Here is a 12,602-nt window from a genome sequence, read left to right as displayed (position 1 = left end):
CTACTACCGCTTCATCGGCAAAATCGACTGACCTTTCTTTTTTTACCCAACAATATCTTTAATTAAGGGAAACGGGCGTGTGTCTGCCGGATGTATCCGTCTATTCGGAACTCTGCCAGATCCTCGGTATCAGCATCAATGAATTCCTGGCAGGAGAAGATATTGTCCGGGAAAATATTGCCAAAAAATCGGAAGAAAATATTATCGGGCTGGCAACGGACAGTAAGCAGAAGCAAAAACGATTGAAATACATTATAGATATTCTGCTTGTCACGGCGGCGATTGTTGTTTTGACGGTCGGAATCATGATATTCCGGAAAAATATGCCACAGAACTTTATCGTTCCGGTGGACAAGGACAGTATTGAAATGAAAACGGCGGAAATGCTGTCAGGCGTAGACGGTGCCTTTATGTATAAATACACGGCAACGAATGAATTTAAAACTCTATATATTCATATTTGGCAATACCGGGAGGGAAAGCTGGTAGACAGACAAAGGGCAGGGCTTTCGTATGAAGGAATGGATTCACCGCAGAATGGAACGATTATTATTGTACCGCAGTTTAAGGATCGTACCGTGAAAATTATTATTGCAGATGATGAATCGCAGGGAGATATGCTAATCCCAATCCTGGAGGATGTTCCGGAAGGAGAGCACTATGGATATGGAAGAGCTGCAACGGAAATTCAGGAGAAAACAGATATTGTCTATGATGAACAGCAGCCGCTTCTTGCGCTGATCTATGATAATGACGAAGCGAGAACTTTTGATTTTAGTTATATTGTGAACGACCAGCTGGATGCCCTTGAAATGGATGATTATGTGTACTATTTTTCTTTTGAGTTCCGAACGGAATAGATAAATAAACCCCATTCCGTGAAAACAGAATGGGGTTCGTTTTTAGTTTGCTGCTTTTGCCTTTTTCTCTCTCTTTAAAAACAGGTACATACAGATACCGGCAAAAGCAATCGTTGCGACGATCAGTATCGGCAGTACCGGTATGGAACGGATATCTGTATTGATGAGCTTCAGTCCCTGATACAGTGTGAAGACACCGAATACTGAGAAGATGGCGAAGGCGAGAGTATTGAGCAGTCCTTCCGGAGTCCTGCTCTTTAACAGATAGCCTAAAAGCATTCCCAGGATGTCTGCTAGAAACAGTCCCAGAGAACAGCCGAGCCATACGATCAGTGCGGAACTCATACCTTCATTGGCACCAAAGGTGATGGCGGTAAGCTGTGTCTTGTCTCCGAGCTCTGCTACGAAAAAGGTACAGAAAACCGCAAGCGGTGCAAACCGGATTCCGGATCTGCCGCTGCCCTCATCTTCTTCATCATTGCTGCCTGCAAGTGTGGATGCGGCAAAATACAGAAATGCAAGTGCAGCAATGACCTTGATGAGCCAGGCAGGGATGAATTCGCTGACAAGCCCGCCGGCGAGAACGGCCAGGCCGTTCAGCACCAGGATTGCGGCAGCGGTTCCCAATATAATATCTCTTAATTTGTATTTCGAAGTAAGGGCGATCAGCATAAGCTGTGTCTTGTCGCCCATCTCTGCGATGAATTCCGTGAGAAATACCTTAAAAAACAATATCATTTGTATGGCCCTCATTTATCTGATTATGATATACACTGCATATACTGCGTAAAGAGCCACCATACAGAAGCCTTCGACTCTTCCGATTTTCTTTTTGCTTCCTGCAAAGATCCATACACACACAGTAAATGCGATCAGCACACACAGATCAATGATGTTTTCCGTAATGATGCTGATGGGGCTGATGGCGGAAGCGATACCCAGTACCATCAGAATGTTAAATACGTTGGAACCGATGGCATTACCCAGTGCCATATCGACTTCATTTTTTCTGGCTGCAACAATGGAAGTCACAAGCTCCGGAAGGGATGTACCGATGGAAACGATGGTAAGTCCGATCAGTGTCTGGGTCATTCCCAGGTCACTAGCGATTCTGGATGCAGCATCGACAGTGAGATCCCCACCGAAGGCGATCGCAGCAGCACCGCCGATGATGAAAATAATGCTGAGCGGCACGGAGATCAGCTTGATCTCTTCATCGGAACCGCCCTCAATCTCTACTTTTTTTCCTTCTTTATTTGCTTTTAAGGCAATTCTGATCATGTAGAAGATATATCCGGCAAAAAGACCTATGAATATCACACCATCGAAATGTCCCAGTGTCATTTTGGCCGGATCACCAAGTCCGATAATTCCCAAAAGCAGTAAAAGACCGGCGCAGATCAGGGAGAGGGGGATGTCTCTCCGGATAGTTTCCCGCGCAACCTCAACAGTGGCGATCATTGCACATACGCCGATCACGACCATCAGATTAAAGATATTGGAACCGACGACATTACTGACTGCAAGTTCATTATTGCCTGCGAGGGAAGCCGATACACTGACCGCTGTCTCCGGAAGAGAGGTTCCCATTGCTACGATGGTAAGTCCGATAATGATAGATGGAACATGCAGTCTCTTCGCCACACTGGAGCTTCCTTCTACGAAAAAGTCCGCACCCTTAATAAGCAGTATAAAACCGATTACAAGGAATACAAGAACAAGGGCAAACGGGGCATTGTTAATAAGTTTCTCCATGTTTTTCTCCTTTGCGTGATCCATTACAGTGTTGTCAGCCGAAAGCTGTGCGATGATAACTACCGACAGAGATAAAAAAGACTCATGTATATCAATTATCTGCCAGTGTGTATTATACACAGACCGTTAAGAGATATACATGAGTCTCATTATTTAAGATTTGCCAGATTATACTCTAAAATTATAACCAGAATGTTGACAAATCACACCTTCGTGCTAACTACTCCCTCATGGAATATTCATTTCTTGATAAATAATATCAAAAAGAATTGCAGGTGTCAACAGCTGAATGAAGAAATCTTAGAGGGATGTTTTGCATTATTGGTTTGCGCTGTCTGCATCAATTACCGATTGAATCTGCTGCATCAGAGAGTCATAGTTATCCTGGTTATCAATGCCCCCAAGGATCGGATCCCCTACAATATTGCCATTTCTGTCGACAAGTATTGTTGTAGGAAATGCCATAATATCAGAAGCATATTTACCTGCATCGGAAGCAGAGTCAATGGAAAGATTGCGGTACTGTGCACCCTGGCTTTCAAGAACGGCGGCAGCTTCTTTTATGGCGGCTTCATTGCCGTCGAAGGTTTCGGTATTGATGCCGATTACTTCGCCCCCCATTTCTTTGAGCGTATTGTTTAATTCGTTCAGCATAGACAACTCAGCAACACAGGGCTTACAGCCGGTAAACCAGAAATTGACAACGGTTACTGCATTGGCGGAAAACAGGCTTTCATCGACAGAATTACCATCAAAATCCTGACCGGAGAAATTCCGGAAGGGAGAGTCAGCTTCGGAATTGTTTCCCGGAGCAGTATGATCGGCTGCGGTAGTTCCCTGTTCCAGTCCTGCGATCTGTTCTTCGATTTTCCGTATGGTTTCCATATCATCCGTAAGTGTTTTCCATTCATCCTCTGTAAAGGAGTCCTTGTTTGCTTCGGCGGTATCAGCCAGATAATCAGCATAATTTCCGCTGGGATCAGCATTACTTTTGCTCATCATGCCGAATAGCTTGTTCCATACAGCCTCATGATCTGCAAAAATCTGATTCTCCTGCTGATACAGATCATTCAGCGCTGTGTTGGAGCTGTCTGCGGATACGGTGCCGGTTTCCGTCAGAGACTCATTGGTTTTGTCTGTGCCGGCGGCATCCGTTGCGCCGCAGGCTGTAAGCAATAAAGCTATGCACAGTGTTAAAATAGTAAGGAATTTTTTGTTTGTTTTCATGATCGATTTCTCCTTTAAGTAATAGTAATAAGATTATTTTCCCATAAACCGGTAATGGATCGCATCCTTGGGACAAGCCTTGATGCAGGCTCCGCACCGTATGCATTCCGGATGATCCGGATGCTTGCACACATCCACATCCATTTTGCATACCTTTGAACATTGACCACAACCGATACATTTGCTGTCCTCCACCTTGATTTTAAGAAGGCTGACCTTATTAAACAGTGAGTAGATCGCGCCAAGAGGACAGATCCATTTACAGAAGGGTCTGTAAAATAAAATGCTTAACACGACAACTGTGATCAAAATAAAGCATTTCCAAGTAAAGAGTTTTCCAAGTGCGGACCGTATGGCTGCATTTCCCAGGGAAAGCGGGATGGCTCCCTCCAGAACGCCCTGTGGACAAATATATTTACAGAAGAAAGGGTCGCCCATTCCTATAGAGTTCGTTACGAGCAGCGGCAGAAGGATAACGAAAACGATAAGAATCATATATTTCAGATATCTTAGCGGCTTCAGTCCGGCTGTGGAAAATTTTTTTCCCGGGATTTTATGAAGTAAATCCTGAAACCATCCAAACGGACACAAAAATCCACAGATAAATCTTCCAAGTGTCACACCCAGTAAAATAAAAAATCCCGTGACGTAATATGAAAATTTAAATCGGGAGGATCCGATCACCGCCTGAAATGCGCCAATGGGGCATGCTCCAGTGGCAGCAGGACAGGAATAACAATTTAATCCCGGTACACATACGGTCTTAGCGTTTCCCTGATATATTTTGCCCTTAAAAAAATTAGGGATGTGAATATTAGTAAGCAGTGTGGCAGCAGCCTGTATCCACCCGCGTATCCCGGCTGTCTGCCCTGACAGTGATTTTTTTCTCTTATCCAATTCCGACACACTCCAGACATAATTTTATTGCTTTACTAAGCACGACAGCAGCTTCGCCTCTGACTGCACCGTAGCCGATCATAGTGATCCCGGTGACGAGCAGAACGATCTGAGATATTTTTCTGCACTTCAAGTTATTGTTACTCCTTTCGATCGTGGTATTTATTGACCAGCTGACTTCGCTATTATACAATAATTGTTGTAAAATCTTTGTTAAGGCGGGAAGGAATTTTGAGATTATTCATTGTTGAGGATGAAAAAGAAATATGTGATACAGTTGCGAAAAGTCTGTATGACGCAGGATATGAGGTGGATACCTGCTATGATGGGGAAGAAGCTCTTGCAGGTATCCTGACGGAGAACTATGATCTGGTCGTTCTTGATCTGAATCTGCCCGGCATGGATGGAATGGAGATCCTGAAGGAACTCAGGCAGGAAAATGAGGAGACGAAGGTTCTTATATTATCTGCAAGGGGGCAGATAGCGGATAAGGTTGAGGCGCTGGATGCAGGGGCAAATGATTATATGGAAAAACCATTCCATCTACAGGAGCTTGAGGCACGTATCAGAAGCCTGACCAGAAGGAAGTTTGTGCAGAAGGATGTATGTCTGGAAAGCGGTGAGATAAAGTTCGATACCGTAAGGCGTGAGGCTTATGCAAAAGGAGAAATGGTATCCCTGACAAGAAAAGAAAATGGTATTCTGGAATATCTGCTTCTGAACATGGGCAGGCCGGTAAGCCAGGAGGAATTGATGGAGCATGTCTGGGATGCATCTGTGGATAGCTTTAGCGGAGCGATCAGAGTACACATGTCTTCCCTTAGAAAAAAGCTTAAGGCTGTGCTGGGATATGATCCGATTCTGAACAAGGTGGGAGAAGGATATAAAATACGAGAGGAGTCCGATAGATGAAAAAAATGTCGCTGCAATGGAGACTTACCTGCATCATTACATTATATATAGCGGTGATATGTGGATGCGTGACGATGCTCGTCTATAAAAACGGTGTATATTATATGGATTCTCTGCAGGAGGCTGTGGATACACAGGGAGATGATCAGCCGGACGATGCGGAGGAAATATACATCAGCATTCCGGAGGACAAATGGGATGAGTTCGCCAATGACTTTTCTGTTCAGGTGTATAATAATAAGGCGGATTACAGGAAAAACAGCCTGATCATTTCAGCAGTATTGGCTCTTCTGGGTGGAGTGGCTACCTATTTTATAAGTGGGCATGCACTCAGACCGATCAGAGAGCTTTCTGACAAGATCGAAAAGGTGCAGGCGCAAAATCTGGCAGATTCACGGATAGAAGAAAACCAGGTGAAGGAACTGAACCAGCTTAGCGTTTCGTATAACCGTATGCTGGAACGCCTCTCGGATGCATTTGAGATACAGAGACAATTTACTGCAAATGCAGCCCATGAGCTTCGTACGCCATTAGCCCTGATGCAGGTACAGCTTGATTTGTATCATTCCAACAGTCATCCGGACAATGATGCAGACACGGTACAGATGATAAAGATGGTTACCGAACAGAACGACAGACTCAACAAAATGGTAAAGACACTTCTCGACATGAGTGAGCTTCAGACAGTAGGACGGGATGATGAAATCATCTTAGATGCTCTGGTGGATGAGGTTTTGGAGGATCTGGAACCTCTTGCAGAGGGCAAAAATATAAGACTGATCGGAAAATGCAAGGATATAACGATGGTCGGAAGTGACATCCTTATTTACCGGCTGGTATACAATCTTGTTGAGAATGCCATAAAATATAATCATTCGGGCGGGCAGGTCACAGTAACCGCAGACCGGAAGGAAAAACATGTGTATCTGTCAGTGGAGGATACGGGAGCCGGAATCCCTGAGGAACTTAAGGAGCGCGTGTTCGAACCGTTTTTCCGGGTGGACAAATCCAGAAGCCGGGAGCTTGGTGGAGTAGGGCTGGGACTTGCCCTGGTTCGTGAAATTGTAAGAGTGCATGATGGCAATATTACGGTGAAGTCCAATCCATCCGGAGGGACGATCTTCGAGGTGGTTTTGTAAATTGTAGCAGAACAGGGTGTTTGAAGAAGTATGATCAGAGTATTACAAAAAGCAGATATCGAACGAGTTGTTGATATATGGTTAGATACCAACTTAAAAGCACATTATTTTATTCCGGGTCAATATTGGAAAGATAATATTAATTTAGTGAAAGAAATGTTGCCACAGGCAGAGGTCTATGTGTATGAGAATGACTGCCAGATAGAAGGCTTTATAGGGTTAAATGATGAATATATGGAAGGCATTTTTGTTCGTGATGAAATGCAGTCGCAGGGTATAGGTAAGCTCCTGTTGAATTTTGTAAAAGAAAAAAAGACAAAATTATACTTAAATGTTTACCAAAAGAATACACGTGCAATTCACTTTTATCAACGAGAAGGTTTTGAAATTCAACGAGAAGGATTGGATGAAGTTACCAGAGAAAAAGACTATGTAATGGTATGGCAGTGTGGAAATTCTTTGTAGGAAGAGTGGAGATTCCCAAATTGTCGAAAACATTGCAGGAGAAAGTAAATGAGAACAGAAAGCGTCGAACTTACCGTTTTATGCTTAATACATAAAAATGGCAGATACTTGTTACAGGACAGAATAAAAAATGACTGGAAGGGATATACACTTCCGGGAGGTCATATCGAGCCGGGGGAATCCATCGTGGATGCGGTGATAAAAGTTGTGGTGAAACGGAAAAAAATAATTTATAGAGGGGAATGAAATAATGGAGAAATTGGTTATTGTCGATGGTGAATCATACAAAGATTGGATAACAGAAATATCAAATGAATTTAAAAGGAGCCAAATTCGTGCAGCGGTAAAAATAAATGATGAAATGCTACGTTTTTATTGGAAACTTGGAAAAGATATTTCAACCATGAGCAAGCAATAATATCCTTGTGCCGGAAATCGTCCACAAGCTGTGGACGATTCGACTATCGTTTTTAGAATTCCTTGGGGACATAATAGAACAATAATAGACAAATGTAAAAACAATGTGGATAAGGCATTGTTTTATGTGAGAAAAACACTAGAAAATAATTGGTCTCGTGATGTCCTGGTAAATTTTTTAGATACGGATTTATTTGAAAGACAAGGAAAAGCTATAACAAATTTTGCAAATACATTACCTTCAGTGCAAGGTGATTTGGGCAGGCAATTACAAAGGATCCGTACAATTTTGATTTTTTGACATTACGGGAACAATATGATGAAAAGGAATTAAAGGATGCATTAATTAATAAAGTAAACAACTTTCTAATAGAACTCGGAACAGGATTCGCTTATATGGGGCGCGAAGTCCGTATCACAGTGGGGGAAGTAGAGAAATTCATCGATATGTTGTTTTACAATACACAAAGACATTGCTATGTAGTTGTAGAAATTAAGACAGGTAAATTTGACTCATCTTATGCCGGACAGCTTGGAACGTATGTTGTCGCAATTAATCACCAAATGAAAACAGAGAATGATAATCCAACTTTAGGATTGTTAATCTGTAAAGATATGGATAAAGTCGAGGCATAGTATGCACTGGAATCAACAAGTCAACCTTTGGGAATATCCAGCTATGAATTATCTAAGTTGATACCAGAAGAATTTAAGGGAAGCTTGCCTACAATTGAAGAGATTGAGGCAGAATTGAAAGATTAAAATCCTTGCAAAGGAAACATCGAAGTATATTTTCAATGATGAGGAGGAAAATGAACTCAACTGACAAATTTTAGTTTTAAATGGTTAGGAAAATTGAGGCCTGTGGAGTGGAAAAGGATACAATGATAAATAATTTAATCATTAGACAAGAGACCGAAGAAGATTATAAAAAAACGGAATTAATGATAATGAGAAGCTTTTGGAATAAATATTGGCCCGGATGCACGGAGCATTTATTGACTCGCATTATTCGTGATTCTCAAGAATACATACCGGAAATAAGCCGAATTGCAGAAATTGATGGCCAGATTGTCGGAGCCATATATTACACAAAAGCGTGGATCGTAGACGGAAAAAGTAGGCATGAAATTGCTACATTTGGACCATTAGCAGTTGAACCAACATGGGAAGGAAACGATATCGGTGGAGCGCTTATGCGTGAAACAATAAAACTGGCCCAAAAGCAGGGAATAGCTGGAATTGTAATTATTGGAGAACCTTATTATTATCCGCGTTTTGGATTTGAGAGAGCTTCCAAATATAAAATTACAGATGCCAGGGGAAAATCATTTGATGAAATAATGGTATTACCATTAAATGCTGATTTTTCATTAATCAGAGGAAAGCTCATTGAAAGTTCTGATTTTGAAAAGCTCGGTGATGAAGCAGCGTTGCTTAGAATCAGTGAAGAGTTTCCCGAGTACCGCAAAGTAAAAGTTAAGGAGGGTTTTATGCAGATTTTTGAGCAACATTTAGGTGTGGTTGAATCTGTAGAAAATGATATATATAATGTACGTTATTGGGAAAAACTCATTCCTGCAAAATTGGCGGGGGATATTAATGAAAAACCAAAGGCAGGAAGTGATGTTAGGTTTAAATGGAACCATGGGGGAGAGTCGGAAATCACAATGGTGTTTAAAAATCTATTAGAAGAATAATGCGAAGGTATAGGAGAAAAGAAATAATGAAAATCTACATAGATTTTGACGATGTATTATGTGAAACCGCTGAATATTTTACGAAAATTGCAAAAGAAATGTTCGGTATTGACGTTCCTTACCGGCAGGTTCAGTTTTTTAATCTCCAGAAATCATTTGATCTAAATGATGAGCAGTATGAAGCTCTAATGAAGGCAGGGCATTTGCCGGAAAATCTACTGAATTACGAGGAGACTCCGGGGGCTTCCGAAGCAATTAATAAGTGGGTGGATCAGGGACACGAGGTTTTTATCATTACCGGAAGGCCGTTCAATTCCTATGAACCATCGAGGAAATGGCTTGACGAACATCATTTGGAAAGAGTTCCCTTGTTCTGTGTAGACAAATACGGGCGCGAAACAGCGAAACAGGATTATAGATATAATATGACATTGGCGGAACTTTACAACATGACCTTTGATTTTGCGGTAGAGGATTCTCCGGCGGCGTTTGAGCATGTAATGCATTTTGACAACTGCAGGATAGCCGTGTTCGACCGGCCATGGAACAGCCGGGCAGAGCTTCCCAATGACAGATTTGTGAGATGTACGGACTGGCAGGAGATTGACCGGCTGTTTGAAAATAGGGAGATAACCAAATGACACGTGAGGATTCCATCAGACAAATAGAAAACTATCCCCCATTCAATGAACAGGAAGAAAAGGACAAAGCTTTGATCCTGGGATGGATCAGGAACAATGAGAACGCATTTTCCAGAGAAAATACAGTTGCGCATATTACGGCTTCCGCATGGGTGGTAAATAAGGACAGAAGCAAGGTACTTATGGTATATCATAATATTTATAATTCCTGGTCCTGGTTGGGAGGACATGCGGATGGGGAGACGGATCTGCTGTCCGTTGCCATCCGGGAAGTGAAAGAGGAGGCGGGAATTTCCAATGTGAGACCGGTATCAGAGGAGATTTTCTCTCTGGAATCTCTGACAGTGGATGGACATGTGAAAAAAGGGAACTATGTGTCCAGCCATTTGCATCTGAATATCACGTATTTACTGGAGGCAGATTCGGAAGAGCAGGTATCCGTAAAAGCCGATGAGAATAGTGGAGTGATGTGGTTCTCTCCGGAAGATGCTTTGGAGAAATCTACGGAACCGTGGTTCGTGGAACATATTTATTCAAAACTCATTAAGAAAATGGGTATATGAAGTTGGAAAAAACGGAGAATGACCTATGATAAATTTTTTAAAGGCAGCGCCTGTCGTGTTCCTGATCGGAACCATGGTCACGGCTATTTTATATCAAAAAACTTTGTTAGAAATCTGGCTGACGATTGCCATTACCTTTGGAACCACTGCTTATCATTTTATCATGCGATGGGTGGTAGCATTTATCTACAATTCTATCATGCATAACAGGGCAGATTACAGAAAACACTGGTATCAGGTAAGTAAATCCGAAATGAAATTATATGAAAAGCTGCGTGTGAAAAAATGGAAGAATTGTATGCCTACCTATAATCCCAGCCTGTTTGATCCGAGACAACACACCTGGGAGGAAATAGCGCAGGTCACATGTCAGGCGGAACTGGGGCATGAGACGATCGTAGTGCTCAGCTTTGCACCGATTGTGGCAGGTCATTGGCTGGGTGGATATCCGGCATTTATCATTACATCGATCCTTGCGGCCATGTTTGATATGATGTTTGTGATCATGCAGCGATATAACAGGCAAAGGATTCTGAAACTGATAAAATAGAATGGATACTTGATAGAAAAGGATATTTGATAGAGAAAGAGGACGGCATGACTAAATATAAATATGGGAATCCGGAGGCTCCCATTGTTTTGATCCAGCCCGTGGGAGATCATGATCTTCCGGAAATAGAGGGCGAAGTGGCACAGATCCGGAAACTGACAGCATTGGATTTTCAAATGATTGCGGTGAAGGTGGATGACTGGAACCTCGATCTGTCTCCGTGGCGATCACCGGCGGTGTTCGGAAAAGAGGATTTTGGCGATGGTGCAGCCTCGTTGTTAGAAGAAATTTTGCGTTTATGCTCGGATGAAAGTAAAACTTATTATCTTGGAGGATATTCTCTTGCAGGGTTGTTTTCTCTGTGGGCATCTTATCAGACGGATCGGTTTGCGGGGATAGCGGCGGCATCGCCCTCGGTGTGGTTCCCAGGGTTTCTGCCCTATATGAAAGAGCACGAGAATCAGAGTCGGGCAGTTTACTTAAGCCTGGGGGACAAAGAGGAAAAGACGAAAAATCCTGTTATGGCTACTGTAGGTGACTGTATCCGGGAGGCACATGCGTGGCTGCAGCAGTGTGGGATCGGCAGTACGCTGGAATGGAATCCGGGGAATCATTTCAGAGATCCGGGCCTGCGGACCGCGAAGGCATTTGCCTGGGTAATGAAAAACTCATAAATTTTGCTTATTGGATCGGAGGAGAGGGATATAACAGCTACTCCGGACGCTATGGGATTACCAACTATGCATCGGTGTTCGAATATATCTGTAACGGTACGGCATACTATGAGCAGGCAACATTGACTGGTACCGCAGAAACCGGTAAATCAATAGAAACTCTGAGGTTTGCGGAAATGTTAAGTTCCTTTGCGCAATTTCCCGGAGATGTTGATAGTACTGCATAGCTATTGCATGCTATACTTCATGCGAAAGGAGAGGTGACGGATGCAGTTAGGAAATAATATTCAGACCTTAAGAAAAAAGAAGGGGCTTTCGCAGGAGAAGCTGGCAGAAAAAATCAATGTTACAAGGCAGACGATATCAAACTGGGAATTAGGAGAGACTGCGCCGAACCCGGAGCAATTAATTCTCTTATCAAAGCAATTCGACATAAGCATTGATGAATTGGTGGGAAATGATGCGATGTCATCCGGGAGTTCGAGGGAGAATAAGAGTATAAAAGATATCTATATCGGATTGATCGTTTTGTGCGGCATCGTAGCATGCGTATGGGCATTTTCGGCAAACAGATTTCGCTATGTGGAAATACTGGGAATCACCATTGCCGGGGCAGTGGTGGGAGCATGCCTTGGCAGAGTGATCCATGGAATTTTGATGTATTTGCGAAAGGATAAAAAGTAGGAGGAAGTTCAGCTTTTTTCATAATATTTGTACACCATAGACATATTTTCTGCTTTGATGGTAAAGATTGCAAAATTGAGAGTTAGTAAAGAAATGCTATCAAATCCCCGTAGCCCTT

General features: G+C 42.7%; 19 protein-coding genes. 14 read left to right on the top strand and 5 right to left on the bottom strand.

Annotated features, from left to right (window positions below; translation table 11 throughout):
- Positions 1 to 77: 77 nt before the first annotated feature.
- Positions 78 to 860, top strand: a complete 783-nt coding sequence (locus DW835_RS17010; protein WP_118539753.1) for a transcriptional regulator — start codon at positions 78 to 80, stop codon at positions 858 to 860.
- A gap of 42 nt (positions 861 to 902) precedes the next feature.
- On the opposite strand, the gene DW835_RS17005 is transcribed toward DW835_RS17010, so the two are convergent.
- The 5 genes from DW835_RS17005 to DW835_RS16985 all read right to left on the bottom strand — a co-directional run bounded on the left by DW835_RS17005 (position 903) and on the right by DW835_RS16985 (position 4,872).
- Positions 903 to 1,598, bottom strand: a complete 696-nt coding sequence (locus DW835_RS17005; RefSeq protein WP_118731479.1) for a TMEM165/GDT1 family protein — start codon at positions 1,596 to 1,598, stop codon at positions 903 to 905.
- A 15-nt stretch (positions 1,599 to 1,613) separates the two neighbouring features.
- Positions 1,614 to 2,615, bottom strand: coding sequence for a calcium/sodium antiporter (locus tag DW835_RS17000; protein WP_118731478.1), 1,002 nt, complete (start codon positions 2,613 to 2,615; stop codon positions 1,614 to 1,616).
- 318 nt (positions 2,616 to 2,933) lie between these two features.
- A complete protein-coding gene (locus tag DW835_RS16995) occupies positions 2,934 to 3,842 on the bottom strand; it encodes a TlpA disulfide reductase family protein (protein WP_118731477.1) in 909 nt (302 codons plus the stop codon).
- A gap of 33 nt (positions 3,843 to 3,875) precedes the next feature.
- Positions 3,876 to 4,739, bottom strand: coding sequence for a 4Fe-4S binding protein (locus DW835_RS16990; protein ID WP_118731476.1), 864 nt, complete (start codon positions 4,737 to 4,739; stop codon positions 3,876 to 3,878).
- Positions 4,732 to 4,872: a CD1871A family CXXC motif-containing protein gene (locus DW835_RS16985; protein WP_118731475.1), complete on the bottom strand. Its 141-nt coding sequence runs from the start codon at positions 4,870 to 4,872 to the stop codon at positions 4,732 to 4,734. Before DW835_RS16985 ends, DW835_RS16990 begins: the two co-directional genes overlap by 8 nt.
- Positions 4,873 to 4,970: 98 nt before the next feature.
- Here DW835_RS16985 and DW835_RS16980 point away from each other — a divergent pair, with 98 nt between their 5' ends.
- The 13 genes from DW835_RS16980 to DW835_RS16930 all read left to right on the top strand — a co-directional run bounded on the left by DW835_RS16980 (position 4,971) and on the right by DW835_RS16930 (position 12,484).
- The gene (locus DW835_RS16980) at positions 4,971 to 5,651 is read left to right on the top strand and encodes a response regulator transcription factor (protein WP_022154558.1); all 681 of its coding nucleotides are present in this window, start codon (positions 4,971 to 4,973) and stop codon (positions 5,649 to 5,651) included.
- The gene (locus DW835_RS16975) at positions 5,648 to 6,790 is read left to right on the top strand and encodes a HAMP domain-containing sensor histidine kinase (RefSeq protein ID WP_118731474.1); all 1,143 of its coding nucleotides are present in this window, start codon (positions 5,648 to 5,650) and stop codon (positions 6,788 to 6,790) included. The genes DW835_RS16980 and DW835_RS16975 overlap by 4 nt, the downstream gene beginning before the upstream one ends.
- A 30-nt stretch (positions 6,791 to 6,820) precedes the next feature.
- A complete protein-coding gene (locus DW835_RS16970; protein ID WP_118731473.1) occupies positions 6,821 to 7,255 on the top strand; it encodes an N-acetyltransferase in 435 nt (144 codons plus the stop codon).
- Positions 7,256 to 7,303: 48 nt separating this feature from the next.
- Positions 7,304 to 7,501, top strand: a complete 198-nt coding sequence (locus tag DW835_RS16965; RefSeq protein WP_118731472.1) for an NUDIX domain-containing protein — start codon at positions 7,304 to 7,306, stop codon at positions 7,499 to 7,501.
- A gap of 4 nt (positions 7,502 to 7,505) precedes the next feature.
- Complete coding sequence (locus DW835_RS18760) at positions 7,506 to 7,673, top strand: hypothetical protein (RefSeq protein WP_347475460.1); 168 nt, start codon at positions 7,506 to 7,508, stop codon at positions 7,671 to 7,673.
- A 30-nt stretch (positions 7,674 to 7,703) separates the two neighbouring features.
- The gene (locus tag DW835_RS18755; RefSeq protein ID WP_347559402.1) at positions 7,704 to 7,973 is read left to right on the top strand and encodes a DUF1016 N-terminal domain-containing protein; all 270 of its coding nucleotides are present in this window, start codon (positions 7,704 to 7,706) and stop codon (positions 7,971 to 7,973) included.
- A complete protein-coding gene (locus tag DW835_RS18750; RefSeq protein WP_347559401.1) occupies positions 7,970 to 8,308 on the top strand; it encodes a PDDEXK nuclease domain-containing protein in 339 nt (112 codons plus the stop codon). The genes DW835_RS18755 and DW835_RS18750 overlap by 4 nt, the downstream gene beginning before the upstream one ends.
- 206 nt (positions 8,309 to 8,514) lie before the next feature.
- Positions 8,515 to 9,372, top strand: coding sequence for an N-acetyltransferase (locus DW835_RS16955; protein WP_118731471.1), 858 nt, complete (start codon positions 8,515 to 8,517; stop codon positions 9,370 to 9,372).
- A gap of 26 nt (positions 9,373 to 9,398) precedes the next feature.
- On the top strand, positions 9,399 to 10,013 hold the full coding sequence (locus tag DW835_RS16950) for a 2-dehydropantoate 2-reductase (protein WP_118731470.1): 615 nt from the start codon (positions 9,399 to 9,401) through the stop codon (positions 10,011 to 10,013).
- Positions 10,010 to 10,576, top strand: coding sequence for an NUDIX hydrolase (locus DW835_RS16945; protein WP_118692831.1), 567 nt, complete (start codon positions 10,010 to 10,012; stop codon positions 10,574 to 10,576). The genes DW835_RS16950 and DW835_RS16945 overlap by 4 nt, the downstream gene beginning before the upstream one ends.
- 25 nt (positions 10,577 to 10,601) lie before the next feature.
- Positions 10,602 to 11,126: a hypothetical protein gene (locus tag DW835_RS16940; protein ID WP_118731469.1), complete on the top strand. Its 525-nt coding sequence runs from the start codon at positions 10,602 to 10,604 to the stop codon at positions 11,124 to 11,126.
- 47 nt (positions 11,127 to 11,173) lie between these two features.
- Positions 11,174 to 11,800: an esterase gene (locus tag DW835_RS16935; RefSeq protein WP_118539766.1), complete on the top strand. Its 627-nt coding sequence runs from the start codon at positions 11,174 to 11,176 to the stop codon at positions 11,798 to 11,800.
- A 267-nt stretch (positions 11,801 to 12,067) separates the two neighbouring features.
- Complete coding sequence (locus tag DW835_RS16930; RefSeq protein WP_118731468.1) at positions 12,068 to 12,484, top strand: helix-turn-helix transcriptional regulator; 417 nt, start codon at positions 12,068 to 12,070, stop codon at positions 12,482 to 12,484.
- Positions 12,485 to 12,602 lie beyond the last annotated feature (118 nt).

The sequence above is a fragment of the Clostridium sp. AM34-9AC genome (genome assembly GCF_003480225.1).
In the GTDB taxonomy this organism is placed as follows: domain Bacteria; phylum Bacillota; class Clostridia; order Lachnospirales; family Lachnospiraceae; genus Acetatifactor; species Acetatifactor acetigignens.
This window is presented reverse-complemented; position numbering and strand designations above follow the sequence as displayed.